General features: G+C 71.5%; 24 protein-coding genes. 14 read left to right on the top strand and 10 right to left on the bottom strand.

Annotated features, from left to right (window positions below; genetic code table 11):
* Positions 1 to 17: 17 nt before the first annotated feature.
* On the bottom strand, positions 18 to 656 hold the full coding sequence (locus tag ABT009_RS35070) for an HAD family acid phosphatase (RefSeq protein WP_351304436.1): 639 nt from the start codon (positions 654 to 656) through the stop codon (positions 18 to 20).
* 310 nt (positions 657 to 966) lie between these two features.
* On the opposite strand from ABT009_RS35070, the gene ABT009_RS35065 reads away from it, so the two are divergent.
* The gene (locus ABT009_RS35065; protein ID WP_351304433.1) at positions 967 to 1,731 is read left to right on the top strand and encodes a nucleotidyltransferase domain-containing protein; all 765 of its coding nucleotides are present in this window, start codon (positions 967 to 969) and stop codon (positions 1,729 to 1,731) included.
* A 38-nt stretch (positions 1,732 to 1,769) separates the two neighbouring features.
* Here ABT009_RS35065 and ABT009_RS35060 read toward each other — a convergent pair whose 3' ends face one another.
* Positions 1,770 to 2,213: a cupin domain-containing protein gene (locus ABT009_RS35060; RefSeq protein WP_351304430.1), complete on the bottom strand. Its 444-nt coding sequence runs from the start codon at positions 2,211 to 2,213 to the stop codon at positions 1,770 to 1,772.
* A 77-nt stretch (positions 2,214 to 2,290) separates the two neighbouring features.
* Positions 2,291 to 3,301, bottom strand: a complete 1,011-nt coding sequence (locus ABT009_RS35055; RefSeq protein WP_502990023.1) for a formylglycine-generating enzyme family protein — start codon at positions 3,299 to 3,301, stop codon at positions 2,291 to 2,293.
* 630 nt (positions 3,302 to 3,931) lie between these two features.
* Between ABT009_RS35055 and ABT009_RS35050 the strand changes: the two genes are divergently transcribed.
* The 7 genes from ABT009_RS35050 (at position 3,932) to ABT009_RS35020 (ending at position 13,005) form a co-directional block, all read left to right on the top strand.
* The gene (locus ABT009_RS35050; protein WP_351304427.1) at positions 3,932 to 5,146 is read left to right on the top strand and encodes a D-alanyl-D-alanine carboxypeptidase family protein; all 1,215 of its coding nucleotides are present in this window, start codon (positions 3,932 to 3,934) and stop codon (positions 5,144 to 5,146) included.
* 171 nt (positions 5,147 to 5,317) lie between these two features.
* Complete coding sequence (locus ABT009_RS35045; RefSeq protein WP_351304424.1) at positions 5,318 to 6,631, top strand: substrate-binding domain-containing protein; 1,314 nt, start codon at positions 5,318 to 5,320, stop codon at positions 6,629 to 6,631.
* Positions 6,632 to 6,731: 100 nt separating this feature from the next.
* Complete coding sequence (locus tag ABT009_RS35040; RefSeq protein WP_351304421.1) at positions 6,732 to 8,066, top strand: ABC transporter substrate-binding protein; 1,335 nt, start codon at positions 6,732 to 6,734, stop codon at positions 8,064 to 8,066.
* A 106-nt stretch (positions 8,067 to 8,172) separates the two neighbouring features.
* Complete coding sequence (locus tag ABT009_RS35035) at positions 8,173 to 9,159, top strand: carbohydrate ABC transporter permease (protein ID WP_351304419.1); 987 nt, start codon at positions 8,173 to 8,175, stop codon at positions 9,157 to 9,159.
* The gene (locus ABT009_RS35030) at positions 9,156 to 10,019 is read left to right on the top strand and encodes a carbohydrate ABC transporter permease (RefSeq protein WP_351304416.1); all 864 of its coding nucleotides are present in this window, start codon (positions 9,156 to 9,158) and stop codon (positions 10,017 to 10,019) included. Before ABT009_RS35035 ends, ABT009_RS35030 begins: the two co-directional genes overlap by 4 nt.
* Before the next feature lie 59 nt (positions 10,020 to 10,078).
* Positions 10,079 to 11,116 carry a hydroxyacid dehydrogenase gene (locus ABT009_RS35025; protein ID WP_351304413.1) on the top strand — a complete coding sequence of 346 codons (1,038 nt, stop codon included), beginning with the start codon at positions 10,079 to 10,081 and terminating at the stop codon, positions 11,114 to 11,116.
* The gene (locus ABT009_RS35020; protein ID WP_351304410.1) at positions 11,113 to 13,005 is read left to right on the top strand and encodes a DUF2264 domain-containing protein; all 1,893 of its coding nucleotides are present in this window, start codon (positions 11,113 to 11,115) and stop codon (positions 13,003 to 13,005) included. The genes ABT009_RS35025 and ABT009_RS35020 overlap by 4 nt, the downstream gene beginning before the upstream one ends.
* Positions 13,006 to 13,230: 225 nt before the next feature.
* Here the strand turns inward: ABT009_RS35020 and ABT009_RS35015 are convergent, their stop codons facing one another.
* Both ABT009_RS35015 and ABT009_RS35010 read right to left on the bottom strand, forming a co-directional pair.
* Positions 13,231 to 13,581, bottom strand: a complete 351-nt coding sequence (locus ABT009_RS35015) for a hypothetical protein (RefSeq protein ID WP_351304407.1) — start codon at positions 13,579 to 13,581, stop codon at positions 13,231 to 13,233.
* Positions 13,578 to 14,408, bottom strand: a complete 831-nt coding sequence (locus tag ABT009_RS35010) for an L-histidine N(alpha)-methyltransferase (RefSeq protein ID WP_351304404.1) — start codon at positions 14,406 to 14,408, stop codon at positions 13,578 to 13,580. Before ABT009_RS35010 ends, ABT009_RS35015 begins: the two co-directional genes overlap by 4 nt.
* A 160-nt stretch (positions 14,409 to 14,568) precedes the next feature.
* Between ABT009_RS35010 and pdxR the strand changes: the two genes are divergently transcribed.
* The gene (gene pdxR / locus ABT009_RS35005) at positions 14,569 to 16,044 is read left to right on the top strand and encodes a MocR-like pyridoxine biosynthesis transcription factor PdxR (RefSeq protein WP_351304564.1); all 1,476 of its coding nucleotides are present in this window, start codon (positions 14,569 to 14,571) and stop codon (positions 16,042 to 16,044) included.
* Positions 16,045 to 16,149: 105 nt separating this feature from the next.
* On the opposite strand, the gene ABT009_RS35000 is transcribed toward pdxR, so the two are convergent.
* On the bottom strand, positions 16,150 to 16,629 hold the full coding sequence (locus tag ABT009_RS35000; RefSeq protein WP_502990022.1) for a nucleoside deaminase: 480 nt from the start codon (positions 16,627 to 16,629) through the stop codon (positions 16,150 to 16,152).
* Between the two features lie 641 nt (positions 16,630 to 17,270).
* On the opposite strand from ABT009_RS35000, the gene ABT009_RS34995 reads away from it, so the two are divergent.
* Positions 17,271 to 17,540: a hypothetical protein gene (locus tag ABT009_RS34995; RefSeq protein ID WP_181862832.1), complete on the top strand. Its 270-nt coding sequence runs from the start codon at positions 17,271 to 17,273 to the stop codon at positions 17,538 to 17,540.
* Positions 17,537 to 17,926 (top strand): hypothetical protein, encoded by a 390-nt coding sequence (locus tag ABT009_RS34990; RefSeq protein ID WP_351304398.1) that lies wholly within the window; start codon positions 17,537 to 17,539, stop codon positions 17,924 to 17,926. Before ABT009_RS34995 ends, ABT009_RS34990 begins: the two co-directional genes overlap by 4 nt.
* A gap of 149 nt (positions 17,927 to 18,075) precedes the next feature.
* Here the strand turns inward: ABT009_RS34990 and opcA are convergent, their stop codons facing one another.
* The 4 genes from opcA to ABT009_RS34970 form a co-directional block, all read right to left on the bottom strand.
* Positions 18,076 to 19,026: a glucose-6-phosphate dehydrogenase assembly protein OpcA gene (gene opcA, locus ABT009_RS34985; RefSeq protein ID WP_351304395.1), complete on the bottom strand. Its 951-nt coding sequence runs from the start codon at positions 19,024 to 19,026 to the stop codon at positions 18,076 to 18,078.
* Entirely contained in the window at positions 19,023 to 20,558 is a 1,536-nt protein-coding gene (gene zwf / locus ABT009_RS34980; protein ID WP_351304392.1) for a glucose-6-phosphate dehydrogenase, read from the bottom strand. The genes opcA and zwf overlap by 4 nt, the downstream gene beginning before the upstream one ends.
* Before the next feature lie 475 nt (positions 20,559 to 21,033).
* A complete protein-coding gene (locus ABT009_RS34975) occupies positions 21,034 to 21,675 on the bottom strand; it encodes a bifunctional 4-hydroxy-2-oxoglutarate aldolase/2-dehydro-3-deoxy-phosphogluconate aldolase (RefSeq protein WP_351304389.1) in 642 nt (213 codons plus the stop codon).
* 337 nt (positions 21,676 to 22,012) lie between these two features.
* Positions 22,013 to 22,429: a hypothetical protein gene (locus tag ABT009_RS34970; RefSeq protein ID WP_351304386.1), complete on the bottom strand. Its 417-nt coding sequence runs from the start codon at positions 22,427 to 22,429 to the stop codon at positions 22,013 to 22,015.
* Between the two features lie 325 nt (positions 22,430 to 22,754).
* On the opposite strand from ABT009_RS34970, the gene ABT009_RS34965 reads away from it, so the two are divergent.
* From ABT009_RS34965 to ABT009_RS34955, 3 genes are all read left to right on the top strand, one after another.
* Positions 22,755 to 23,129: a hypothetical protein gene (locus ABT009_RS34965; RefSeq protein WP_351304384.1), complete on the top strand. Its 375-nt coding sequence runs from the start codon at positions 22,755 to 22,757 to the stop codon at positions 23,127 to 23,129.
* A 180-nt stretch (positions 23,130 to 23,309) separates the two neighbouring features.
* Positions 23,310 to 23,900: a carbonic anhydrase gene (locus ABT009_RS34960; RefSeq protein ID WP_351304562.1), complete on the top strand. Its 591-nt coding sequence runs from the start codon at positions 23,310 to 23,312 to the stop codon at positions 23,898 to 23,900.
* 8 nt (positions 23,901 to 23,908) lie between these two features.
* Positions 23,909 to 25,444: a SulP family inorganic anion transporter gene (locus ABT009_RS34955; protein WP_351304381.1), complete on the top strand. Its 1,536-nt coding sequence runs from the start codon at positions 23,909 to 23,911 to the stop codon at positions 25,442 to 25,444.
* The last annotated feature ends 123 nt before the right edge of the window (positions 25,445 to 25,567 follow it).

Below are 25,567 nucleotides of genomic sequence, written 5' to 3'. Positions count from 1 at the left end.
CCACGAACTGAGGCGCCTCAGGACAACTGCCCGTCGTAGTCCGGCAGCTTGAAGGTCCGCTCGGCGTGCCCGCCGACGAGGTCGGACTCGTTGTTGCCGACGTTTGCGATGATCGTGTAGCCCCGCGCCTCGATCTCGGCCCGCTTGCTGGTCTTGTAGGCACTGACCTCATCGAACAGATCGGGAAGGTCGCGTACGTAGACCCCGGAGACCGGATAGCCCACGGTCTTGAGGTTGGCCTCCGTAAGGCTCTTGATGATGCCGGGCCGTGCGGTGACGAAGAAGATGTCGACACCCCGGGACTTCGCGTAACGCGCCAGTTCCAGGGACGGCTCGACCGCCGGGGTCGGGAGCTCGTACCAGGGATGGAAGTCCGTCTCCAGCGTCGTGTTGTCGACGTCGAAGACGATCGCGAGCTTCTGCCCGGCGGCGTTCGCGGTGCGCTGCTGGACGTACGGCAGAGCCTGATCGATCACGGCCCGCACGTCGCTCTGCCAGGTGTCGTAGTCGACATCGGCCTGCAGCGCCGAGACCGCTGTCGCCGTCGCTGCGGGGGCAGCGGCCGCCGGGACGGTGACGGCGGCGTTCACCCCCAGGCCCAGGGCCGCAACGACCGAAACCGCGCCGATCCGTCTACGCACATCGCGTCCTGCCATGGTCCGCTGCTCCTTCTCGTGGGGGGTTCGGCGAGGGTGCCCACTTGGCATCCGCATCCGGGTTGTCATGGTCACGATGCCGAGTGGACGCGAGGCTACCGGCGAGTTACCGGCCGGTAGAAGCCCTTCGACGAACAACTTCTCGGGCTGGTGGCCCCGCAGTTGACGTTGAGAGCGCTCCAACGGCCGTCAGGGGCCCTGAGATCGGGGCCCGAAGCCGTGGAGGATGCGCGGGGCGGCCGCCTCTCGCCGCAACCGCCTCCCGGCAGAATGCCGACCGATCAGGCCGTCACGGTGGAAGGGGCACCGCATGTTCACAGTGGAAGGGCGTCAGCAGGTACGGAATCTGCTGCTCGAACGGGCACGCCGGGACGAACGGATCGCCGGTGCCGCGCTCACCGGCTCCGCCGCCCGCGGCACAGAGGACCAGTGGTCGGACATCGACCTGTTCCTCGGGGTGGCGGCAGGCCATTCGGTCGAGGACACACTGCGGGACTGGAGCGCGTTCATCCATGAGGAACTCGGCGCCGTCCACCACTTCGACCTGCATGCCGGACCCGCGGTCTACCGCGCCTTCCTGCTGGGCGGCGACCTGCTCGAGATCGATCTGGGCTTCACGCCGGCTGCGGCGTTCGGTCCCTTGGGCGACGGGGCGTTCAGGGTGGTGTTCGGTACACCGGTCGAGCGGCACCCCGCCGCGGCAGGCGCTCAGCAGCGCCGGCATCTGACAGGGCTCGCCTGGCACCACGTCCTGCACGCGCGCGTGTGCATCGAACGTGGCGCCCTGTGGCAGGCCGAGTACTGGATCAGCGGAATCCGCGACCAGGTCCTGGCCCTGGCGTGCCTGCGGCTCGGCCTTCCCACCGCGTACGCGAAGGGCGCCGACCGGCTGCCCTCCGACGTCACCCGGCCCCTGCGCGAAGCGCTCGTACGCTCCCTCGATGCCGAAGACCTCACCCGTGCCCTGCAGGCCGCGACCCGCTCTCTCCTGAGCGAGCTGCGGGCGGGCCCGTCCGACGGCGGTACAGCAACATCCCTCGAGCAGGCGCTCCGTGAGCTGGCGGCCCTCGCATGAAGATCGCGAGGGCCGCGCCGCGACGGCAACGCCTCAGTTCAGTCCAGCAGCCGGAAGTCCGCGTAGTCGAAGCCGGGCGCGACGATGCAGCTCACCAGCACCGGCTCGTCCCCCGCCGGACGCGCCGACTGCCAGATGCCACCCGGCACCAGTACCTGCGGGCGCTCCCCGTGCTCCACGCCCGGCCCCACCCGGACCGCCTCGGGTTCACTCCCCGGCTCGGCGCCGTCACCGCCGAGGAACAGATCCAGCGGGCCGCCGCGGTGCCACAGCCACAACTCGTCGGAGCGCACCGTGTGCCAGCGGGATTCCTCACCCGGGTAGAGCAGGAAGTAGATGGCGGTGGCGGCTGACCTGGGGCCGGGGTAGCCGTCGGGCCGGAAGGTGTGGGCGGCGGTCCATGTTTCGGCGAACCATCCGCCTTCCGGGTGCGGCTGCATGTTCAATTGCTCCGCCAGAGCCGGGCGTTCACGATCGGTCACGGGCTCAGTCTGCTACGCCGGGCTGACTTCGCGCCTCGGAGGGCCGAAACCACGCGGGGGCATTCGTTCCTTCGTTCCTATCGGCCGGGTACGAGGTCACGGGCGCAGCGGAAGCCGCCGTGACCGGTGGAGGAGTCCGGGGTGTTGTGCGAGCGCGCGGCCACCCGGTAGCGGTTGCAGTACGAGGCGTGGCACAAGTAGGAGCCGCCGCGGATGACCTTCCCCCGCTGCCTGAAGGGCGCGGGAGGTGCCCCCACGCCCGGCCCGAAGGGGTCGGCGCACCATTCCCAGACGTTTCCGGATGTGTTGTACAGGCCGAATCCGTTGGGCTCGTACGCGGTGACGGGCACCGTCCCCGTCCGCCCGCCGGGGCGGTCCGAACGGTGGGGGAACTCGCCCAGCCAGGTGTTGCACATCTCCCGGCCGGCCGGGGTGAATTCGTCGCCCCAGGGATAGCGGGCGCCCTCCAGACCGCCGCGCGCCGCGTACTCCCATTCGGCCTCGGTGGGCAGCCGCGCCCCGGCCCAGGCGCAGTAGGCCATGGCGTCAGCGTGGGAGACATGGACGACGGGGTGGTCTGCGCGGTCCTCTACGTCGGAGCCGGGGCCCCCGGGCGCGCGCCAGGAGGCTCCGGCGACGCCGAGCCACCACGGGGCCTGCGCCACACTGCCCAGCACATGCGCCCTCGCCTCGTGATGGACGAGCAGATGGAAGACGAAGGAGCTGCCGAACCGTTCGGCGTCCGTGATGTGGCCGGTGGCTTCGGCGAAGGCGGCGAAGTCGGCGTTGGTGACGGCGGTGACGTCGATGGCGAACGGCGCCACGGTGATCTCGCGGGCGGGGCCCTCGCCGTCGGCCGGATAGCCCTCGCCGAAGGCGTCACCCATCCGGAACGTGCCGCCGGGGAGTTCCGCCATCTGCCGTATGGGGCGCGGGGTTTCCGGCGTCGGCCCGGCCGGCTGCGGGGGCAGGTCCGCTGCCTTGTCCTCCGCCGGGCCGGTGCGGGGGCCACGGCCGGGGGTGCAACAGGGTTTCGGCGGTGCGCCGTCGTCCTTGCGCGGGTCCGGCGTGGGGTCCGGGGCTCTCATGGAGGCTCCTGGGGCGGGGGCGTGCGGTGTCGGGAGCCAGCATCCCTTGACGGTGTACGGGTCTCACCGGCGCCCCCTGTCCAGTTGCGGCCGCGGCCGCCACCGGCCGGTGGGGTGGGCGGTGCGTCCGCGTCTGCGGGTCGTCGTCGGCTAGTGCGCCACCTGCCGGTGGACGGGTCGGGGCCGCGCCGGGATGTACGTCCTCGGTCTGGCGCCAAGCCGTACGTCGTCGGGTAGCGCCCGGACCTCGCGCCAGCCGCTGCGGGCGCACATCCCTCCCCCAAGCTCTCGGCTCCGCTCGAGCAGGGGGGATCCCCATCGTCCCCTTCGGCACGTACGCGACGATCGGCCGGTGGCCGGTATCGCCGTTGCTGCGGCGACGGGTGGGCAGCCGCGCCGCTCCCGTTGTGGGCAAGCGTTCCGCAGGGCTGGGGCACCTCCCAGCGGTAGCTGGGGGAGGGTGGCCACAACCCCACGACGGCGGGTGCCTCGCGTACGGCCTGAGCGCAGCTTCCGGCAGGGGCCGCTGCCCCTTTGGGACAAGCGGCCTGCCCCCCGTACCCCACTCGGCCGCACCCACCCGGATCAAGCCGATCTGCGAACCCGACCCCGTCTTCCTACGGTGACTGAATGGCAGTCAGACGTCTCCTGTGCTCCCACATCATGCGTGCCGTGGCCCTGGTCACCGCCGCGCTCGCCCTCCTGCCCGCGCCGGCGGCGGCGCTCTCCGGGGCCGAGCCGGCGCCGCCCCTGCCCCGGCCCGCTCCCCCGCGTTCGCTGCTGGACGGACCGGGGACGAAGGTATGGGCCGCCAGGAGCACACCGGATCTGCCCGACGATCTGTCAGCCCTGTCGTGGCTCGTGGCCGACGCGGACACGGGCGAGGTGCTCGCCGCGCGGAACGCACACCGCCAGCTGCCGCCCGCCAGCACACTGAAGACGCTGTTCGCCGTCACCGTCCTCCCGCATCTCGACCCGCGCACCCGCCACACGGCCACCGATAAGGACCTCGCCGGCCTCGGCGAGGGCAGCAGCCTCGTGGGAGTGGCCCCCGGACTGACGTACCGGGTGGCGGACCTGTGGCGAGGAGTGTTCCTGATGTCGGGCAACGACGCCGTGCATGTGCTGGCGGCCATGAACGGCGGGGTGGAGACCACCGTCCGGCAGATGCAGGCCAAGGCGCTCGATCTCGGCGCCCAGGACACCCACGTGGTGACCCCGGACGGCTACGACGAGCCTGGGCAGGTCTCCTCCGCATACGACCTCGCCGTCTTCGGGCGGGCCGGGCTACGGGACCCGGATTTCGTACGGTACTGCTCGACCGCAGAAGCCGACTTCCCGGGCGACGACGGGTCTTCGTACCCGATCGCGAACACCAACCGGCTGCTCACCGGTGCCGACGGCGTGGGCCGTTATCCCGGACTGATCGGCGTCAAGAACGGATACACGACCAACGCCGGATACACCCTGATCGCGGCGGCCCGCCATGACGGGCGCACCCTGCTGGTGACGGTCATGAACCCTCAGTCGTCCGGCGGGCAGGCGGTGTACGAGGAGGCCAGAGAGCTGCTGGACTGGGGCTTCGACGCGGCGGGCGGCGTCAGGCCCGTCGGATCGCTGCTGCCTCCGTCGGCGACGCGTCCGGCCGTTGCCGGGCCGACCGGTCCGGACCCGCAGGACCTGGGGGCGGGGAAGGCCGGGGGCGGCCGGGCCGGGGACGCGGCCTGGCCCATCCTCGCCGGCACCGGCTCGGCCGTCCTGGTATCGGGTGCGCTGGCGACCGGTGTCCTGGTGACGGTCCGGCGCCGGAACAGGAAGCAGGCCGGAGGCGACGCGCCTGCGTGACCCCCGCTGCGGGCACGAGGGCTCCCCAGGGCCCCTTTCCATCTCCAATGCCGCGTGTTCGTTGATGCGCTTACGGCGTCGGTGTGTGGACAACCAGGGGTAACCGATCGTTATGCTGCACCCCAAACCGTTCAAACGCACATTGGGCACGGACACGGCGAGGGGGCCGTCATGCGCGAGCCGGTCGAACTCAGGCGTCAACGGATCCTGGCGGTCGTCCAGTCGCGCGGCGCGGCCCGCGTCACGGATCTCGCCGCTGAACTGGACGTCTCCGTGATCACGGTCCGCCGGGACGTCGAGGAGCTGGCGCGGGCCGGCAAACTGCGCCGCGGGCACGGCGTGGCCCGGTCGGTCGCCCCCGTCGAGGAGAGCGCGGCGCCCGACGAGCCTCCCGCGGACGGTGAAACGGTCGCCCTGGTCGTACCGGAGCGCCATTCGTATCTCTTCGAGACACTGCACGGCGCGCGGCCGGTCCTCGAGAAGGCCGGGCTGCGTATCGCTCTGCACATCGCTCCGCAGGTGCCGGGGGCGGAACGGCCCCTGGTGGAGCGCGCGTTGGCCGGCGGCGCACGCGGGCTGCTGATCGCTCCCCGGTGGCGCAGCGCGGCCGCGGAGGAGGCGGACTACGGCTGGCTGTCGGAGGTGGGCGTACCGACGGTGCTGATGGAGCGGCGGCCGCGGCCCGGCAGTGCGCTGCACGCGCTGGACTCGGTGTGCTCCGACCACTGGTACGGGATCCATCTCGCCGTGGACCACCTCGTCTCGCTCGGTCACCGGAGGATCGTGCTCGCCGCGCGGAACGACAGCCCGACGGCGCGCGCCATCCGGGCGGCCTTCGCCGACATCGCCGCCGGGCGACCGGAGATCGAGGACTGGGCGATCACGCTGAGCTCCCCGGATGCCGTGCCCGAGCCGGGTGGCCGCGTCCTTTCCGCGGCCGCCGGGCCGGCAATCCCGTCCGGTCACGGGATGACTTCGGCCGTCGGGGGCGCGGGTGCGTCGGGCGGCGCGGGTGCGGTCGGCGAGGGCGATGGTGCGTCCGGCGAGGGCACTCTCGCGCCGGACGGCGGCGGAACGGCCCAGTCCCGCGACTCCGGCACCTGGCCCGGCGAGGCCGCCACTTCGGCGGCCGGCGACACCCACGTCGATCTCGCCGCCCTGCTGCGCGAGCGCGGCGCGACCGCCGCCGTGCTGCACGGCGACGTGGACGCTCTGATGCTCGTTCAGCACCTCATGGACAGCGGCGTGAAGGTGCCGCAGGATTGCTCGGTCGTGGCGTACGACGACGTGGTGGCCGCTTTCGGCAGTACGCCGTTGACGGCCGTGGCCCCGCCGAAGGCGGCGATCGGGCGCGCGGCCGCCGAGTTGCTGCTGTACCGGCTGGCGGGGCCGGACGGGGCGGGGGCCGAGCCGGTGCGCAGAACCGAGCTGCTGCCCGAACTCAAGGTGCGCGGCTCGGCGCTGCCGTTTGCCTTTCCACACTGATCGTTTGACCGCTTTCACGATCTTCTGATCGATCTATTGACCCTGACCGGTCAGGCGATCAGTATTCCCGTGTCCTGAAGAGGAGCCGCGGGAGGCATACATGCCCGGTCGACAGAGCCGTCGATCCGTGCTCGCCGCGATCACCGCGCTGCCGCTGACCGGTGCCGTCGGCGCCTGCAGCAGCGGCAGCGAAAACCCCCGATCGCGCAGCACCAGCACGACCACACACATCACCTTCTGGTCAGCCCTGCGCGGCAGCCAGGAGGTGGTGGACGCTTTCAACCGTACGCACGACCGCATCCAGGTCGACTTCCAGCAGATCCCCTCGGGCAACCAGGGGGGCTACGCCAAGCTCAGCAACGCCGCCCGCGCGGGCAACGCCCCGGACGTCGCCACCATCGAGTACCCGCAGGTGCCCGGTTTCGCCATCGACGGCGTCGCCCGGGACATCACCTCGCTCGTCAGCGACCGGCTGCGCGCCAAGCTGCTGCCGCAAGCACTGGGCCTGACGACATTTCAGGGGCGTCAGTACAGTGTCCCGCTCGACGTCGAGCCGATGGTCATGCACTACCGCACCGATCTCTTCGACCAGTACGGCCTCCAAGTACCCCGTACCTGGGACGAGTTCGAGGAGACGGCGCGGGTGGTGCGGCGCAAGGCGGGCGACCGGCGGCTCGTCCTCTTTCCCACGGACGGTGCGACGCAGTTCGCCGCCTACTCCTGGCAGGCCGGCGCCCAGTGGTTCGACACCCGCGACGGTGCCTGGAACGTCTCGCTCGCCGACGAGCCGACCCGGCGCGTCGCCGCGTACTGGCAGCGCCTGGTCGACGACGACGTGGTCTTCATGAACGCGGTGGAGAGCCGGCAGAGCGACGCCCAGATCGCCGAGGGCCTGGTGCTGACCCGGCTCAGCGGCGCCTGGGAGGCGGGTGCGCAGATGAACGCCCGGCCGGCGCAGAAGGGCCAGTGGAAGATCGCACCGCTCCCCCAGTGGGACCCGGACCGGCCGGTCGTCGGCACCCACGGCGGCTCCACCTTCGCCGTCACAAAGGACAGCAAGCACCCGGAAGCCGCCATGGAGTTCATCGAGTGGCAGGTCTCCCACCCCGACGCGCTGCGCGCCCGGCTGTCCAGCGGCACCAGCAGCCAGTACCCGGCCGCCCCGGATCTCGTCGCCGTCGGCCGGAAAGCCTTCGACCGCTCGTACTACGGCGGCCAGGACATCTACACCCTCTTCGAGGAGCAGGCGGGCAGGATCCGCGACGGCTGGGTCTGGGGACCGCGGATGACGGCGACCCAGAAGGTCATGCAGGACGGCTTCGCAAGGGCGAGCGGCGGTCAGGGTTCGCTCATCGGCTCCGTGCGCGCTGCCCAGGACGGCACCATGCCCGACCTGAAGGCGCTGGGGCTGTCCACCACCGAGCACAGCACGTGAGCGCCGTGGCTCCCGACCGAGCACAGCACGTGAGCCCGGTGAATCCCATGAGCACCGGAGCCCCTCTCCTCTCCCTGCGCCCGCTCGAAAGGCAGGTGACATCCCCATGACCACGACAGCCACCTCCCGCGCCGCGGCCGCCCGCGGCACCGCCCGGTCCTCAGGCACGGTCGCGCACCGCTCCCGCAAGGCGGCCCGCCGCCGTCAACTCGCCGCGGCCGGTGTCCTGATGACACCGTTCTTCCTCCTTCTGCTGACGGTCTTCCTGATCCCCGTCGGGACCGCCGTATGGCTGAGCTTCTTCAGCGACGACCAGCCGGGGCTCGGTTTCGGCCCCGAGCGCACCGTCTTCGTCGGCCTCCGCAGCTACGCGGCCGTGCTGACCGACCCGACGTTCCTGTCGGGGCTCGGCACGGTCGCCCTGTACTGCCTGATCTACATCCCGCTGATGGTGATCGGCGCCCTCGCGCTGGCCCTGCTGCTCGACTCCGGTGTGGTCCGTCTGCGGTCGTGGGCACAGCTCGGTCTGTTCCTGCCGCACGCGGTGCCGGGCATCATCGCCGCGCTGATCTGGCTGTATCTGTACACCCCCGGCATCAGCCCGGTGATCGAACTGCTCGGCAAGGCCGACATCACCATCGACTTCCTCGGCGTGCACACCGTGCTGCCGTCCATCGTGAACATCGCGCTGTGGAGCAACCTCGGCTACAACATGGTGGTCTTCTACGCCGCGTTGCAGGCCGTCCCCCGCGAGGTCATCGAGGCCTCGGTGGTCGACGGCGCGGGCCCGGTCCGCACGGCGGTGCTGGTCAAGACGCCGCTGGTGCGCTCGTCGATCGTGATGGTCGCAATGTTCACCCTCATCTGGGCGCTGCAGCTGTTCACCGAGCCGATGCTGCTCAGCCAGTCCTCACCGATGATCAACTCGCGCTTCTCGCCGAGCATGTACATCTACGACGCCGCTTTCACACGCAACAACTACAGCCTGGCCGCGGCCGCCTCCGTCGTGCTCCTGATATGCACGATCGCGCTCTCCTACGGGGTCACCCGCTGGACCAACCGCGCAGGCTCTTCCGAGGAGGCCGCCCGATGAGCGCATCCCACACCACCGCGCTGCGCCCCCGCCTGCTGGGCCGCTCCACCGTCAACGTCGTGGTCGCCCTCTCCGTCCTCTACACACTCCTGCCAGTCCTCTGGCTGGTGCTGGCCGCATCCAAGAACCGCGACGCGCTCTTCGGCAGCGATCTGCTGTCGCTGAGCGACTTCTCCTTCGTGCAGAATCTGCGCGACCTGTTCGCGATGGACGGCGGGCTGTACGGGCGCTGGTACGTCAACAGCCTGCTGTACGCCGTCCTGGGTGCCGCGCTCGGCGCGCTGGTGAGCGTGGCCTGCGGCTACGCCTTCGACAAGTACCGCTTCCGGCACAAGGAGAAGCTGTTCGGGCTGGTCCTCGCCGCGGTGATGGTGCCGCAGACCGTGCTGGCGCTTCCGCTCTATCTGATGGCCTCGGGCACCGGCCTGGTGAACACCTTCTGGGCGGTCTTCATCCCCGTCCTGTTCAACCCCTTCGGCGTCTACCTCGGGCGGATCTTCAGCCAGGGCTACGTACCGGACGAGGTGCTGGAGGCCGCGCGCGTCGACGGCGCGGGCGAACTGACGACGTACCTGCGGGTGTCGCTGCGCATGCTTGGGCCCGGGCTGGTCACCGTCTTCCTCTTCCAGCTCACCGCCATCTGGAACAACTTCTTCCTGCCGATGGTGATGCTCTCCGACCAGGACCTGTATCCGGTGAGTCTGGGCCTCTACCAGTGGAACAGCTCAGCCTCCGTGTCGCCCGAGTACTACCCCGTCGTCATCATGGGCTCGCTGCTCGCCGTCGTGCCGCTGATCGTCGCCTTCGTCCTGCTCCAGCGGTACTGGCGGTCGGGGCTCACGGCGGGGTCCGTCAAATGACCGCAGAATGCGGTGAGTTCCGTACGGCAGTTCCAGGAGATGGGAGTTCCAGGAGTCAGATGCCCAACTCAAGCCCAGGCACAAGTGCCCGGCCGCGTCCGCGTGCCGCCCTCGCCATGTCGCAGGCCGCCGCGGCAGCTGTCCTCGATCCGCCGTCCCTGGCCGCGCTCGACGAGGTGTGCGACCTCGCTCCGCTGCCCGTACTCGACGACTTCACCACCGATCGCGCCCGTACCGTCCTTGCCGAGGTCGAGCTCCTCGTCACCGGCTGGGGCTGCCCGCGCCTCGACGAGACCGTGCTCGATGCCGCGCCCCGGCTGCGTGCCGTCGTGCACACCGCCGGTTCGGTCCGGCCGCACATCACCGATGCCTGCTGGGAGCGCGGCATCGAGGTGTCGTCGGCGGCCTCGGCCAACGCCCTCCCGGTGGCGGAGTACACGGTCGCGATGATCCTGCTGGCCGGAAAGCGGGTTCTGGAGCGGGCCCGCGACTTCCGCGCGACCCGGCGGCGCGACGACTGGCTGCGCACGCCCGCCGGCGTGGGCAACTACCAGAGCACCGTCGGCATCCTCTCCGCCTCGCTCGTCGGCCGCCGCGTGATCGACCTGCTGCGCCCGTACGATCTGCGGATCCTGCTGCACGACCCGTACGTCCCCGACGACGAGGTGACCGCGCTGGGCGCCCGTCCGGCCGGTCTGGACGAACTCTTCGCGCAGAGCGACGCCGTGAGCGTCCACACCCCACTGCTGCCCGCCACCCGAGGCCTCGTCAGCCGCGAGCTGCTCCACTCCATGCGACCTGAGAGCATTCTCATCAACACAGCCCGCGGCGCCGTCGTCGACCAGGACGCGCTCACGGACATCCTGCTGGAGGGCAGGATCCGTGCGGTCCTGGACGTCACCGACCCCGAGGTGCTGCCCCCGGACCACCCGCTGTGGGACTGCGAGAACGCTCTCATCACCCCGCACCTCGCCGGCTCGCAGGGCAACGAGTGGCGGCGGCTCGCCGAGCTGGCCGTCAGCGAGGCCAGCCGCTGGGCCGCGGGCGACGGCTTCGCCCATCCCGTACGACGCGAAAGGCTGGCGTTCCTGGCATGAGCTCGCCGCTGCAACTCCCGGAAGAAGACCGCGACCTGAGTCCGTACACCGGCTACACCCGGGCCCACTGGGAAGCCGCGGCCGACGGACTGCTGCGCGCCGCATGGCAGTGGGCCACGCCCGGCGGCGCCCTGCTCGACCTGCCGGGACGGCCGTCACGCTCCGGTGTGCGATCGGACGGCCTGGAGGGATACGCCCGCACCTTCCTCGCTGCCGCGTTCCGCGTGGCAGGCGCGGACGGCAAGGACCCGCACGGATGGCTCGACCGGTACGCGGACGGCATCTCCGCGGGAACACGCACGCCCGGCCGGGACGACGCCGAGTCCTGGCCGCTGATCCTCGACCACGACGTGCAGGGCCAGCCGATGGTCGAGTCCGCGTCCGTGGCCCTCGGGCTGCGGCTGACCCGGCCGTGGCTCTGGGACCGGCTCGAACCGGACGTACAGGACCGGGCCGAGGAGTGGCTGCGCGGCGCACTCCGCCACGTCCCCGCGCCGAACAACTGGTACCTGTTCCCCTTCACCGTGGCCGGTTTCCTCGAGTCGGTCGGCCGCGGCGACGCGGAGACGGCCCGCGCGCACGAGCGGGCCCTGGACCTGATGGAGACCTGGTACCGCGGCCAGGGCTGGTACGCGGACGGCGACGGCCGCGCCTTCGACCACTACAACGGGTGGGCGCTGCACCTTTATCCCGTGCTCCACGCGCACCTCGCGCAGGACACGGAGATGTCGCTGCTCTACGGCGGCCGGCTGCGCGAGCATCTGGAGGGTTTCGCGCTGTTCTTCGGCGGCGACGGCGCACCGCTCCACTTCGGGCGCTCCCTGTCGTACCGCTTCGCCGCCGGCGCGGCGGTGGCGCTGGGAGCGCTCACGGGCCACACCCCGCTCACACCAGGGACGTCGCGGCGACTGGTGAGCGGATCTCTGCGCTACTTCCTCGACCGCGGCGCGGTCGACGAGGACGGCCTGCTCAGCCTCGGCTGGCACGGCCCGCACGAGGCGACGCTGCAGACCTATTCGGGCCCCGCATCGCCGTACTGGGCGTCGAAGGCCTTCGTGTCGCTGCTCGCCCCCGCGGACCATCCGCTGTGGACGGCGACCGAAGAGAGCGCTCCCAGCGAGGACGCCGACCGCGTACTGGCACTGCCCGCTCCCGGCCTGCTCGTGCAGAGCACGCGCGCGGACGGAATCGTGCGGCTGCACAACCACGGCAGCGACCATGTCCGGCCGCACGAGGGCGAGTCGGCCGCCGAGGACGACCCTCACTACAGCCGCCAGACGTACTCGACACGGACCGGACCCACGGCGAAGGCCAACGTCCCCGACAACCACCTCTCCGTGGAGGTCGCCGGGGTCCGCAGCGTGCGCCGCCGCATCCGTCCGCTGGGCGCCGGAGACGGTGATGGCTGGGGCTGGGCGGCCTCCTGGCACCATCCCGTGTTCGTCTCGGGTCCGCCGATGGTGCCGGGGCTGCGGGTGGAGAGCGTCACGGTGGTGCGGGGACGGTACGAGCTACGGGTGCACCGCGTGGTCGGCGCCCCGCCGGGGGCCCGCGTCACACAGACGGGTTGGGCCACCGGGCCCGACGAGCCGCTCGTGTCCGCTCTCCACCCGCTGCACGGCTGGCGGGACCTGGACGAGGTCCGGGCGCCGCAGGGCACGGCCTTCACGCGCTGGGCGCGCGTTCCGCGCCTGACGGCCGGTGCGGAGGGCACGGGGCTGTACGCCGCGCTGGCCACGCTCTCGGCGGAGCCCGATCCGGCGCCGCTGTCCGCCGCCGTGACCGCGGTGACGGTGGAGATGGACAGGATCGAGGTGCGGTGGGCGGACGACGGGTCCCTCACCCGTATCTGCTTCGAGCCGCTGGAGGTCGACCACCGGGACGCCTAGCGTCTCTGATTGGCTTAGTGATCTTCCGTGTTGCTCAGGGATGTGAGCCAATCGCCTTCGTGCCCTGGTGCTGAACAGCTGGAGCCGTCGGCCCTCGTGGCACGTCCCTCCGGACGCTGGTCGGTGAGGTCTCGCGACCTCGCCGAGGAGGGTGCCCGACGTCGCCTGGGCGCCGGGCGTGTGCGTGACAGTCTGCCACAGGGTCGCTACGGATTGCTGATCCGACTAGTGAGCCTTCGGGTGGCATGGCGGGGGCGCGATGGGGCGGACGCGAGCGTGGGCGCGGGTAGGGGCGCAGGTGCCGGGCAATCCGTCTGCCTCGTCGCCTGTTGGCGGTACGTGCCGCCCAGAGCCCGTGTCGGCAGCGGCCCTGGAGCCGCTGCCGACCTCACCCGTGTCCTCGGCAACGCGGTCGGCCGCGGCCCTGAGTTCGTCGCGGACGCGAGCGGCGTCCCGGTCCTCGATGTCCGCGCTGCCGTGAAGCCGGGGCCTCGGGTGGGGCCGGCGGCGATGGCTGCGCTCCAGACCGCAGACGAGGAGCGCCAGCAGGGCGAGGGCGATGAGTACGTCGGTCATGACGGGCGTCCTGTTCCCGGGTTCACCGCGACGGCTTTGAAGAACGTGTAGTGGAACGTGCCGCCGTCGGCCGCGGTCCGGTGCAGGTCGGCGATGCCGCGGTCCCAGTCGGCCCGGGTGGTGAGACCCGCGGCGAGTGCCTCGTCACGGACGGATTCGATCATGGCGATGAAGGTGTTCCGGGTGAAGCCCTCGACCAGCGCGGGCCTGGTCCCGTCGACGTACATCGTCCGCGGGCCGACGACCACGTCCGCGTATCCGGCGCCGGTGAGCAGTGGCTGCAACTGGCGACCCAGCAGCGCGTTGCCGCCGGCGGTGGACTGCAGGCGCACCTGGTGGCCGATCGCGGCGTGGGCGTAGGAGCTGTCGGGGTGGAAGAGGGCCGAGCCGTGGTCGCCCTCGATCACGGTGACGGTGCCGCCGGGGCGCAGGACGCGCCGGAGCCCGGCCAGTGCCCGCGTCGGGTCCGGCAGGTGTTCCAGGACGAAGCACACGAATACGTGGTCGAATTCGGCGTCGGCGAACGGCAGGTCGTGCAAGTCCGTGCGCACCCAGTCCACCCGCGCCCACGGGGCCCGGGCCGCCAAGCGGGCGCGGGCCTGTGCCAGTGAGGCCTCGGAGACGTCGAGCGCGACGAAGTGCGCTTCCGGGCTGCCCGCCACCAGGTGCACCGTCTGGGCGCCCGTACCGCAGCCGGCCTCCAGTACCCGGCTGCCCGCCGGATACGCGGTGCCGTAATGGAGCAACTGCGCGAGCGTGTCCGCCTGATCGCCCAGGCGGCGCGTCTCGTGCGCCGAGTAACCGTGCACGTATCCGACTGTGGTCACCGTTCGCGCCCCGCTTTCGTCATCGCCGCCTGCGGCAGGCCGTCCGGTGCCAGGACGTCCAACTGCCACGGAATGCTCCGCCGTCGTGTTCATGCCTTCACCCTGCTGCCACAATGGCTCTGTGGACAGGTCCAAAGATGACGCTCTCAACGGGACCAAAATGTCGGGGGCCGACTTCCTGCAGCTGAACATCGGTGACGCTCCGGTGGGCGGGCGCTCCGAGTGGCTGGCCGGGCAGTTGCGGCACGCGATCGCGGACGGCCGTCTGCCGGTGGGCAGCAGGCTGCCCGCGACCCGGGTCCTCGCCGGCGATCTGCGTGTCTCGCGGGGCGTGGTCACGGAGGCCTACCAGCGGCTGGTCGAGGACGGGCACATCGCCGGGCGCGGACGCAACGGAACGGTCGTGGTGGCCGCCCCCGTCGGGACGACGACCCCCGCGCCGGCCTCGGCCCCCGCTCCTCCCCCGGCGCCAGGCACTCCGTTCGCCGCCGCACCCGGCCCCGACGTGTTCGAGGCACTGCGGGCGATGCCCGCCAGGATCGACCTGTCGCCGGGTGTCCCGGACCTCACCGCGTTCCCGCGGGCGGCGTGGCTGCGCGCCGAACGCGCCGTCCTGAAGGATCTGTCGGCGTCCGACTTCGGCTACGGCGACCCTCGCGGCACACCGGCGCTGCGGCTCGCCGTCGCCAACTGGCTCGCCCGCAACCGCGGTATCAAGGCCGACCCCGCCGAGGTGCTCGTCGTCGCCGGCACGTCCCAGGCGTTCGGGCTCGTCGCGCGCGTGCTCCGGCGCGACGGCATCGAGGCCGTGGCGGTGGAGGACCCGGGTTCGCTCGGCGCCCGCCAGCAGCTGGGCAGCGAGGGGATGCGCACTCCACCGGTACGGGTGGACTCCGCGGGCGTCCGCGTCGACGAACTCCGCGCCACGGGCGTACGCGCCGTACTGCTGACGCCGGCCCACCAGTTCCCGACCGGGGTGGTGCTCACCGGCGAACGACGACGCGAACTGATCGACTGGGCCAGGTCGGGCGGCCTCGTCCTCGAGGACGACTACGACTCCGAGCACCGCTACGACCGCCCTCCGGTCCCCGCACTGCAGCCCATGCTCCCCGAGCACGTCTGCTACGCCGGGAGCGTTTCCAAGCTGCTCGCTCCGGCCCTGCGTACGGGATGGGTGGTCGCGCCGGCCCGGTACCGGGAGGCCCTGGTGAGCGCCAAGCGCTTCACGGACCTCGGCAATGCGGCGCTGCCGCAGCTGGTCCTGGCGCGGCTGATGGAGTCGGGCGAGCTGGAGAGCCATCTCCGCCTGCTCCGCAAGCGCCACCGCAGGCGCCGTGACGCGATGATCGAGGCGATCGGGAGGCACCTCCCGCAGGCGATCGTGCACGGCGCCGCGGCGGGCCTGCATCTGACGGTCACGTTCGACACCGAGTTCGACGACACCGACCTCGCCGCGGCGTCCCTCGCGCGTGGCGTGAAGGTGCAACCGCTCTCATGGCACACCCAACTCCCCCATCAGCCCGGGCTCGTTCTCGGCTATGCCGCGACCACGACGACCCTCATCGGTGAGGGTGTGGCGGCCATCGGAGACGGGCTGCGCGGTCTGTCCGGATCCGGTCCTCGTATGCAGGCATGATCAGCCGGCCACCGGGAAGCCGCCCATGAGCCCCGCCGCGTTCCCCCCGTCGCGGCGGGGCCCTGCGGGGACCTTCCTCCGCCCCGGAACAAGAGGCAGCCGACCTCACGGGGCGCCGTGAAAGCGGCGGTGCAGTGCCCGTACCTCCTCCGCGAGGTCCGGAACCGGGCCCTCCACCGGCACACCAGGGGCGATGTCGCGGATCGGCAGCGTCCGCACGGGAGGCGCGGGTACTCCCAACTCGGCGAGCCACGAAGCAAGCTGCTCGGACGAGCTCACGTACACGATGCGGCCCAGCCCCACCCAGGCGTGCGCGGCCGCACACATCGGGCAGTGCTCGCCGGAGGTGTAGACGGTGGCGGCCGCGCGTTCGTCCGGCGTCATGTGCGCCGCCGCCCAACGGGCGAGCTCGAACTCCGGATGCCGCGTACGGTCGCCCGACGCGACGCGGTTGTGGTCCTCGCCGAGTACGGTTCCGTCCCCGCCGACCAGCACGGAACCGAAGGGTTCGTCGCCCTCGTCCAGAGCCTCGGCAGCCAGCTCCACACAGCGGCGCAGGTGCCGCACGTCGTCGTCTGTCACCATCACAGCCTCCCCTGTGCGTAGATCGGCAGAACATCGCGGATCCCGGCCGCAACCGGGGGCGAGGCCTCGGCCGCAGCACCGGCGGAACGGCGGCGATCCGTTCCTCTGCCTGGGAGTCCCAGCACCAGGATGCTCAACACCAGGAAAGGCAGGGAGTGGCTGCGGCGCGACCCCTGGCCGATCATCGCATTATGAGCAACCAAGCCCCACTCGAGACCATGAGGACGAAGGACGCGCAGGGCGAGCAGAACGCGAAAAGCAGAGTGACCCCCCTCCGCTCGCTCAACGGACGCCTCCACACACCGTTGGGCGACAGCCGCCGCCCTGGCGGCCCGGGGCGGAGCGACGCGGGCTGCGCGGGCTGACAACGACAGCGGATCGGCCGGCGGATACTCGGACGGCCGGATGTGCGGACGGGCCCGGGGACGCAGGTGGGCGGGGACGCGGAGGGATGCGGCGACGCGGGGGCGGACGTGACGTGCGCCCCCGGGCTCCATGGGCGCCTGGGGCGTGGGTGAGGGGCGGCGCCCATGGGCCGGGCCTCGTACTGTCTGAGGACTTCCCCTCGGGGCGGCGTTTCAGGCGCAAAGGTTCGGGTGCAGACCCTCCCCCGGGCGGTATGGCGTCGGTATGGTGTCGATATGGCGAAGAAGAAGGTGACCATCACCATCGACAGCGACCGCCTCGCCGCGATCGAGGAAATCGCCGGCAAGGGGCAGGTCTCGGGCTGGATCGACGAGGCCGTGAAGGCGAAGCTCGAACAGGCCGAGCGTGCCCAGCGCGCGATCGACTGGTTCGCCGGGCGCGCCCGCACCGAGCACCCCGGCCAGTGGGACACGGCCCTCGAGGCCGTGCGTGAGGCCGACGCCCGCCGCGGCTACCCCGCCGCCCAGGGGCAGAGCGCCGCGTGAGCACGGGATACGTTCTCGACCACACCGCGGTCAGCGCCCTCGCGCACGGCAGCATCTACATGGCCGCGCGCGTCCACCACTCCGCCGAGATCGCCCAGCCGCTGTATGTGCCGGCCGGTTCCTTCGCCCAGGGACTGGCTGAGAGCGCTCTCGGCGAGGTCGCCCAGATGTTGCAGGACGCGCTCGCCTCGCCCTGCTTCGTCTTCCGTCCCCTCGACGAGCCGTCCTGCTGGGCGGTGGCACAGATCGCCCGGGAGCGGGCCACGGACCTGCCGACCGCCCATGCCGCCCATCTCGCTCTCGGGCTCGGCCTGCCGGTGCTGACCCGGACCCCCGCCGCGTACAAGCAGATAGACGCCCGCATCGACACGGAGAACATCGAGTAGCCCGGACGGAGTCGAGCCGTGCGGCCAGGGTCCGCAAAACGCGGCCGCGCAGACGGTCGGCCGGAGCCGCGCTGGTGGCTTCGTCCCCAGACCCCCGTATCGCCCAACCTCCGGAGCGAAGCCACCAACGCGGCACTGTGCGGGGCCGTTCACGCAGGAGCGGCCGTACCGCCCGACGATTCGAGCTCCCTCACCGTGGTGTGCAGCGCTGCGCAGTACGCCTCGTCGGGGTCGAGTCGGCGCAGCTCCTCCGCGATCAGTTCCGCGGTCGTACGCACCTTCAGTGCGAGGACGCGGCTCGGCTGACCGGGAATGGACAACCGGGCCACTGGGCCTGCCGGGCGGTCGATGTGGATCTCGCCGTCGGCGGTCCGCAGCCGGACCGCGGTGATGACGGGGCCGTCGGTGACGACCTTCTCGACGGGTACGCCGAGCCGGTTCGCGAACCAGCGGGCCAGCAGTTCGGCGCTCGGGTTCTCCGCCTCGCTCTCCACCACGGCGGAGACGACCTCCGCACGCGCCTGGTCGAGCGCGGCGGCGAGCATGGAACGCCACGGGGTGAGCCTGGTCCACGCCAGGTCGGTGTCCCCGGGCGCGTATCCGGCGGAGCGCGCCTCCAGTTCCTGCAGCGGCCGCTCGACCGCGTACGCGTCGGTGATGCGCCGCTGCGCGAGCGCGCCGAGCGGGTCCTTGGCGGGCACGGCCGGGGCGTCCACGGGCCACCACACGACCACGGGCGCGTCGGGCAGCAGCAGGGGCAGGACCACCGAGTCCGCGCGGTCGGTGAGCTCGCCGTGCAGGCGCAGCAGGACCGTCTCGCCGGCGCCCGCGTCGGTGCCGACCCGCACGTCGGCGTCCAGGCGCGTGCCGTGGCGATCGCGGGCGGAGCGGGCGTGGCGCTTGATGACGACGAGGGTGCGCGAGGGGTGCTCGCGGGAGGCGTCGGTGGCGGCCTTCAGGGAGTCGTAGGCGTTCTCCTCGTCCGTGACGATGACGAGTGTGAGCACCATGCCCACAGCGGGGGTACCGATCGCGCGGCGGCCTTCGATCAGCGCCTTGTTGATCTTGCTGGCCGTGGTGTTCGTAAGGTCGATCTTCATGGCCTGCGCCAGCTCCGTCCGTCTCGTGCGAGCATCTCGTCCGCCTCCTTGGGGCCCCAGGTGCCTGCCGGGTACTGCGCGGGCTTGCCGTGTGCGGCCCAGTAGTCCTCGATCGGGTCGAGAATCCGCCACGACTCCTCGACCTCCTCCGTGCGCGGGAAGAGGTTGGCGTCGCCGAGCAGGACGTCGAGGATCAGCCGTTCGTACGCCTCCGGGCTGGATTCCGTGAACGACTCGCCGTATGCGAAGTCCATCGTCACGTCGCGGAGCTCCATCGAGGTGCCAGGCACCTTGGAGCCGAACCGCACGGTCACGCCCTCGTCCGGCTGCACCCGGATGACCAGCGCGTTCTCCCCGAGTTCCGCGGTGGCGGAGGAGTCGAAGGGCGAGTGCGGGGCGCGCTGGAAGACGACGGCGATCTCGGTGACGCGGCGGCCGAGGCGCTTGCCGGTGCGGAGGTAGAACGGCACCCCGGCCCAGCGGCGGTTGTTGACCTCCAGCTTGATCGCCGCGTAAGTGTCGGTCTTCGACCGCGAGTGGATGCCGTCCTCCTGCAGATAGCCGATGACCTTCTCGCCACCCTGCCAGCCCGCCGCGTACTGTCCGCGCACGGTGTACGCGGCCAGGTCCTCCGGCAGGTCCACAGCCTTGAACACCTTCATCTTCTCGGTGACGAGCGAGGAGGCGTCGAAGCCCGACGGTTCCTCCATCGCCGTCAGCGCGAGCAGCTGGAGCAGGTGGTTCTGGATGACGTCGCGGGCGGCTCCGATGCCGTCGTAGTAGCCGGCGCGGCCGCCGATGCCGATGTCCTCGGCCATGGTGATCTGGACATGGTCGACGTACGACCGGTTCCAGATCGGCTCGAACATGGTGTTGGCGAAGCGCAGCGCCAGGATGTTCTGGACGGTCTCCTTACCCAGGTAGTGGTCGATCCGGAAGACCTCGTCGGGCGCGAACACCTCGTGCACGATCGCGTTGAGCTCCTTGGCGGAGGCCAGATCGTGCCCGAACGGCTTCTCGATCACCGCACGGCGCCAGGAGCCCGCGGGAGCGTCCGACAGCCCGTGCTGCTTCAGCTGCTCGACGACCGTGGGGAAGAACTTCGGCGGTACGGAGAGGTAGAAGGCGAAGTTGCCGCCCGTCCCCTGCGCCTTGTCCAGCTCCTCGATCGTGGCGCGCAACCGTTCGAAGGCGGCGTCGTCGGAGAAGTCGCCGGGGATGAAGCGCATCCCTTCGGCCAGCTGCTGCCACACCTCCTCGCGGAACGGGGTACGGGAGTGCTCTTCGACCGCGTCGTGCACGATCTGGGCGAAGTCCTCGTCCGCCCAGTCCCGGCGGGCGAAGCCGACCAGGGAGAAGCCCGGGGGCAGCAGACCCCGGTTGGCAAGGTCGTAGATGGCGGGCATCAGCTTCTTGCGGGACAGATCGCCCGTGACACCGAAGATCACGAGGCCGGACGGTCCCGCGATGCGCGGAAGCCGCCGGTCCAGCGGATCGCGCAGAGGGTTCTCCCAGCCGCTGGTCTCTGACATGAGGTCAGGCCTCCTTGGGGCGAGATGTTCGAGTGCCGTGGCCGGCGCCGCCGTGTGCTCGTGCCGGTCGTGGCGGGGCGGGCCGCCACGGCCGGGATCGATCGCCGGGGCGTGCGTTCCCGACGTTCCTGACTTCCAGGTTGCGCCCCGGCGGAAGGATCGGCGTCACGTTCACCCTGATTACCCTCGCCGATCGTCTCGGGGATCGCCTGCGGACCCACTCTGGTGGGGTGGCCGGGTTCGGCTCCGGCACCCCCGGGGCCGGTCGTCCGGCCCGTACGTCTCCCATGAGGGATCCCCCATCCTCTGCTCGACCCTGTGCCGGGTCGGGCGGATCTCCGATGCCTCGGCCTCCGGGAAGGCGAACCATGGACTACACGTGACTGTTCCCGGTGAGACGCGGTGCGTCACGCTCTCACCGGTCAGCGGATCTTCCGTGTCACCGGATTCTTCCGTACTCGGGACGGCGCCGGTGTCATGCCGTGTCCCCGGAGCGGCAGGCCGCCACATAGCGGCGGGCGCGGTGGCGCAGTGCCCCGAGGTCGCCGCCGTGGGCGGCGTCACCGACGAGGGGCGGGCCCACGCCCACGGCGACGGCTCCTGCGGTGAAGTACTCCTCGGCGGCACCGACGTCGACTCCGCCGGCCGGGACGAACGGAACGTCCGGCAGCGGCTCGCGCACGGCGGCGAGGTAGTGGGGGCCGCCGAGCAGGGCAGGGAACAGCTGCACGGCGCCGGCGCCGAGCCGGATCGCATGGACGGCCTCCGTCGGGGTCAGCGCGCCCGCGACGACCGGCACTCCGGCCAGCGCGGACGCCGCCACCGCCTCGGTGACGGCCGGGGTGACCACCCAGCCGGCTCCGGCGTCCCGGGCACGGCTCATGTCGTCGGCCGTGAGGACCGCGCCCGCGCCGACCACGATGTCGGGGCCGAGGCGGGCGGCGGCACGCTCGATGACGTCGAGGGCGTCAGCGGTGTGGAGCGAGATCTCGATGAGCGCCACGCCCTCGTCGGCGAGGGCCAGCACGGTGTTCAGCGACGCCTCGGCGTCCCTGCCGCGCACGATCGCGACAAGGCGTTCGGCGAGCAGGACCGAGCGGAAGCGAGCGGTGTCCATGACGCTCCGGGGAGACGGTGGGGGGCGGGGGCGGTGGGCAGGTCTGCGGTGCCAGGCGGACGGCCCCGGGCTGGACCGCGGGGAACCGGCCCGGAGGAGTGCGCAGGCGGCAGGAGTGCGCGGGCAAGCTGAGCCGATCACGTCATACGCCACCGCCGTCGTGGCCCGCTGGAGCGAGCTCGCCGTCGGGCCACAGACCGACGTCGTGCCGCCGAGCACCGAGCCAGTCAACCCGTCAGCCGGCAGACGGGCCGGTCGGCACCCACGCGCGCGTGCCGATCGACACGTCCCTTCCCGTGCTGCCCAGGCCGGAGCAACGGGAGACGAACAGCCGCCCTCAGACCGCGAGGCGGCCGCCCACCCAGCGGATGACCGCGTGCACCGTCTCGTCGTCCAGGCCCGCCAGCACATGGATCGCGGCGGTGTCGCCCGCCTCGGGCGGAACGCCTGCCGCGGTGAGTGCCGTGTGGAGGTCCACCACGCGCTGGTCCTGCGCTGGGAGACGCTGATCCCTGGCCACTAGTCGCGGGTCCTCCGTCTCGAGAAGAGGATCCGTCTCGCGGGGAGGGTCCTCGATGGAAGAGGCGGCCTCCTCGAGTGGAGAGGCCGCCGCGCAACTGCACGGATCGGGCGCGGCGAGCAGGTATTCACTCGCCGCGCCCGCGCCCTCGGCGGGGGCAGGGCGGGAGTCGGCGTCGCCCGCGCACGCCTCCAGCGTCGTCGAGCGCGAATCGGCCAGCTGACCAAGAGACATGACGCCTCCAGAGGGGGAGGAAGGACTGCATCGGACTGTGCCGGGGAGGAGTGCCACATTAAATGTCCCGGTTGCGCATTCGGCGCCCAAGACACCCGAACACCCCAATAGACGTTTCGTCAGACCAATGCCGACTTAACGGAATCGGTCCACAGGTCGCGCGCATGGCCCTCGCGGGGCCCTCACGGAAGAGAAACCTTTCGGTAACCATTCGTGAGCGATGCGGGGTTAAGGTACTAATCCTCCAAAGGAGTTACAGCACTCGCGCACGCCAACATCGCCGTTGCGGCCGGTGCAGTTGCAGGCCCGACCGGGAGCTGAGCGGATGTCACGAGGTACGGCGTTCCGTGCCCTGTTCAGCGTGCTCGCGGGCGTCCTCTTCGCTCTTCAGCTGTTCACTCCCACGACGCCGGCGGCCACCGGTCACGAAAGGCACATCGCCTCCACCGACGCCGAAGTCGTCAGGGCCGCCAACTGCGGTGACGCCCACCCGGTGGAGACGGTCGCACATCCCGTGTACGCCCGCGACCGGCAGCGCGCCGAGCAGCCCTCGACGCAGGGCCCTCCGCACGGCGTGGAGTCGCGCGATCCCGCCGCCTCGGCCGTGTCGGCTTCCCGTGCCCCCGTCGGCGCCTCCCACCGTCTGCCGAGACCGGCGACGGACAGAACTCCCGCCGTACTCCAGGTCTTCCGCTGCTGACAGGGCCACGGTCAGGAGCGCGCCAGGGACGGTTCCCGCTGTACGTCCGGCACCACACCATGCCGCTCTCACCCCCGTGCGCCCATGTGCGTCGCGCGGGGGCATCCGCTCCTGCCCGCCGCCAGTGACACCCCGTACTCGTACGACGACGCGCCTTCGGGCGCGCTGGAGGCATACCACATGCAGCCCCTCATCGATCACGCACGCTCCTTCCGGCAGCGGTCCGCTGCCCGCTCGGAGGAGTTCGCGCGCCTGGCGCAAGGCCAGTCGCCGCAGGCACTGTTCATCACCTGCTCCGACTCCCGGGTCGTCCCGGCACTGATCACCGGGGCCCGCCCCGGCGAGCTCTTCGAGCTGCGCACCGCGGGCAACATCGTTCCCCCCTACGCGTCCGCGCAGCCGACCGGCGAGGCCGCCACCATCGAGTACGCCGTGGAGGTGCTCGGCGTCTCGGACGTGGTCGTGTGCGGTCACTCGCACTGCGGCGCCGTCGGCGCACTGGTGCGCGGCGACGACCTGACGTCCGTGCCCGCGGTGCGCGACTGGCTCACCCAGGCCGCACCCCGCCCGGACGGCACCCAGGACGACCCGGCCGTGGCACAGGCCGTGCAGAACCACGTGCTGGCCCAGATCCTCCGGCTGCGGGCCTACCCGGGCATCGCCCGGCGGCTGGAGGACGGCCGACTGCGGCTGCACGCCTGGTTCTACGAAGTCCACACCGGAACCGTGCTCGCACACGATCCGGACACCGACGCCTTCACGGCCCTGTGAGCGCGCCCATGGACTCCTCGCACAAGAACACCCCGCACACGGGCACCTCTCACACGGCATCCACCGGCCGCCTGCGGGGCCGCCTCGCCGCGCCCGGCTCCTCCTGGCGGCAGGACTTCACCGCCTCGCTCGTCGTGTTCCTGGTCGCGCTCCCGCTGTGCGTCGGCGTGGCCGTCGCCTCCGGTGTACCGGCCGAACTCGGCCTGGTCACCGGCATCGTGGGCGGCCTGGTCACCGGACTGTTGCCCGGTAGCAGCCTGCAGGTCAGCGGGCCGGCCGCCGGACTGACCGTGCTCGTCTACGAGGCGGTGCAGGCATACGGACTGCCCGTCCTCGGCGTCATCGTCCTCATCGCGGGACTGCTCCAGCTGCTCATGGGCGGCCTGCGGCTGGGCCGCTGGTTCCGGGCGATCTCCGTCTCCGTCGTCGAGGGCATGCTGGCGGGCATCGGCCTCGTCCTGATCGCCGGGCAGCTGTACTCGCTGGCGGACACCGAAGCCCCGTCGTCGGGCCTGGCGAAGATCACCGGGCTGCCGGGGATGTTCGCCGACGTGGTCGCGTCGCCGCAGGCGCGGACCGCGCTGTGCCTCGGCGCCGGCACCATCGCGGTGCTGGTGCTGTGGAAGAAGCTGCCCAAGCCGGTGCAGGTCGTCCCTGCGCCGCTGGCCGCCGTCGGGCTGGCCACGCTCGCCTCGGCGCTGTTCGGCCTGCCCGTCGCCAAGGTCGAGGTGCAGGGGCTGGTCGAGTCCGTTCAGCCACCCGGCCTCGGCGAGTTCGGGGAACTGGCGAGCATCGGCGTGATCGGCACGGTGCTCGCCTTCACCCTGATCGCCTCCGCCGAGAGCCTTTTCAGCGCCGCCGCAGTGGACCGCCTGCACGACGGTCCGCGCACCCAGTACGACAAGGAACTGATGGCGCAGGGCGCGGGCAACGCGCTGTGCGGCCTGCTCGGTGCGCTGCCCATGACGGCAGTCATCGTGCGCAGCGCGGCCAACGTCCAGGCGGGCGCGCGAACCAAGGCGTCCCGTGTGCTGCACGGCGTATGGCTGCTGCTGTTCGCCGCCCTGCTGCCGGCCGCGCTCGGCGTCATCCCCGTCGCGGCACTCGCCGGCGTCCTGATCCATGCGGGCTTCAAGCTGATTCCGGCCCGGGAACTGGCGGGTCTGTGGCGTGAGCACCGCGGCGAAGCGCTGATCCTTGTCGCCACTGCCGTGTCGATCGTCGCGGTCAGCATGTTCGAGGGCGTGCTCATCGGCCTTGCCCTTGCGATCGTCAAGACGGCCTGGGAGGCCTCTCACGTACGGCTCGAGGTCGTCGACAAGGGCGCCGGGCCCATCCAGGCGTACCTGACGGGCAACGCCACGTTCCTGCGGCTGCCCAGGATCCTGGACACCCTGGAGTCCCTGCCGCAGGACCGCCCGGTCGAGCTGCATCTGACCGGGCTGCACCACCTCGACCACGCCTGCCGCACGGCTCTGGAGAACTGGGCCGAACGGCACAGCGGGGCCGGCACGGAGCCGGTGAAGGTGACCTCACCGAGCTGACGCACGCATCGGGCCAACGGGCCGGGCGGTACGCAACTGCGCGTGCTGCCCGGCCCGTTGGGCGGCCAGAACTTCCTATGTGCCGCCCGGCCCGTCCGGTGCCGGACCGCGCGCGAGTTCCCG

Source organism: Streptomyces sp. NPDC002896, from assembly GCF_040295225.1.
In the GTDB taxonomy this organism is placed as follows: domain Bacteria; phylum Actinomycetota; class Actinomycetes; order Streptomycetales; family Streptomycetaceae; genus Streptomyces.
The sequence above is the reverse complement of the archived record's forward strand: the minus strand, read 5'-3'. Positions and strand labels throughout refer to the sequence as shown.

Excerpts from the sequence above, each read along its gene's own strand:
- ABT009_RS34965 (WP_351304384.1), top strand. The coding sequence starts at position 22,755 with ATGTCACGAGGTACGGCGTTCCGTGCCCTGTTCAGCGTGCTCGCGGGC.
- ABT009_RS35035 (WP_351304419.1), top strand. The coding sequence starts at position 8,173 with ATGACCACGACAGCCACCTCCCGCGCCGCGGCCGCCCGCGGCACCGCC.
- ABT009_RS35070 (WP_351304436.1), bottom strand. The coding sequence starts at position 656 with ATGGCAGGACGCGATGTGCGTAGACGGATCGGCGCGGTTTCGGTCGTT.
- ABT009_RS34975 (WP_351304389.1), bottom strand. The coding sequence starts at position 21,675 with ATGGACACCGCTCGCTTCCGCTCGGTCCTGCTCGCCGAACGCCTTGTC.
- ABT009_RS35050 (WP_351304427.1), top strand. The coding sequence starts at position 3,932 with ATGGCAGTCAGACGTCTCCTGTGCTCCCACATCATGCGTGCCGTGGCC.
- ABT009_RS35020 (WP_351304410.1), top strand. The coding sequence starts at position 11,113 with ATGAGCTCGCCGCTGCAACTCCCGGAAGAAGACCGCGACCTGAGTCCG.
- zwf (WP_351304392.1), bottom strand. The coding sequence starts at position 20,558 with ATGTCAGAGACCAGCGGCTGGGAGAACCCTCTGCGCGATCCGCTGGAC.
- ABT009_RS34995 (WP_181862832.1), top strand. The coding sequence starts at position 17,271 with ATGGCGAAGAAGAAGGTGACCATCACCATCGACAGCGACCGCCTCGCC.
- ABT009_RS34960 (WP_351304562.1), top strand. The coding sequence starts at position 23,310 with ATGCAGCCCCTCATCGATCACGCACGCTCCTTCCGGCAGCGGTCCGCT.
- ABT009_RS35025 (WP_351304413.1), top strand. The coding sequence starts at position 10,079 with ATGCCCAACTCAAGCCCAGGCACAAGTGCCCGGCCGCGTCCGCGTGCC.
- ABT009_RS35055 (WP_502990023.1), bottom strand. The coding sequence starts at position 3,301 with ATGAGAGCCCCGGACCCCACGCCGGACCCGCGCAAGGACGACGGCGCA.
- opcA (WP_351304395.1), bottom strand. The coding sequence starts at position 19,026 with ATGAAGATCGACCTTACGAACACCACGGCCAGCAAGATCAACAAGGCG.
- ABT009_RS35045 (WP_351304424.1), top strand. The coding sequence starts at position 5,318 with ATGCGCGAGCCGGTCGAACTCAGGCGTCAACGGATCCTGGCGGTCGTC.
- ABT009_RS35040 (WP_351304421.1), top strand. The coding sequence starts at position 6,732 with ATGCCCGGTCGACAGAGCCGTCGATCCGTGCTCGCCGCGATCACCGCG.
- ABT009_RS35015 (WP_351304407.1), bottom strand. The coding sequence starts at position 13,581 with ATGACCGACGTACTCATCGCCCTCGCCCTGCTGGCGCTCCTCGTCTGC.
- ABT009_RS34970 (WP_351304386.1), bottom strand. The coding sequence starts at position 22,429 with ATGTCTCTTGGTCAGCTGGCCGATTCGCGCTCGACGACGCTGGAGGCG.
- ABT009_RS35030 (WP_351304416.1), top strand. The coding sequence starts at position 9,156 with ATGAGCGCATCCCACACCACCGCGCTGCGCCCCCGCCTGCTGGGCCGC.
- ABT009_RS34955 (WP_351304381.1), top strand. The coding sequence starts at position 23,909 with ATGGACTCCTCGCACAAGAACACCCCGCACACGGGCACCTCTCACACG.
- ABT009_RS35065 (WP_351304433.1), top strand. The coding sequence starts at position 967 with ATGTTCACAGTGGAAGGGCGTCAGCAGGTACGGAATCTGCTGCTCGAA.
- ABT009_RS35000 (WP_502990022.1), bottom strand. The coding sequence starts at position 16,629 with ATGGTGACAGACGACGACGTGCGGCACCTGCGCCGCTGTGTGGAGCTG.
- pdxR (WP_351304564.1), top strand. The coding sequence starts at position 14,569 with ATGTCGGGGGCCGACTTCCTGCAGCTGAACATCGGTGACGCTCCGGTG.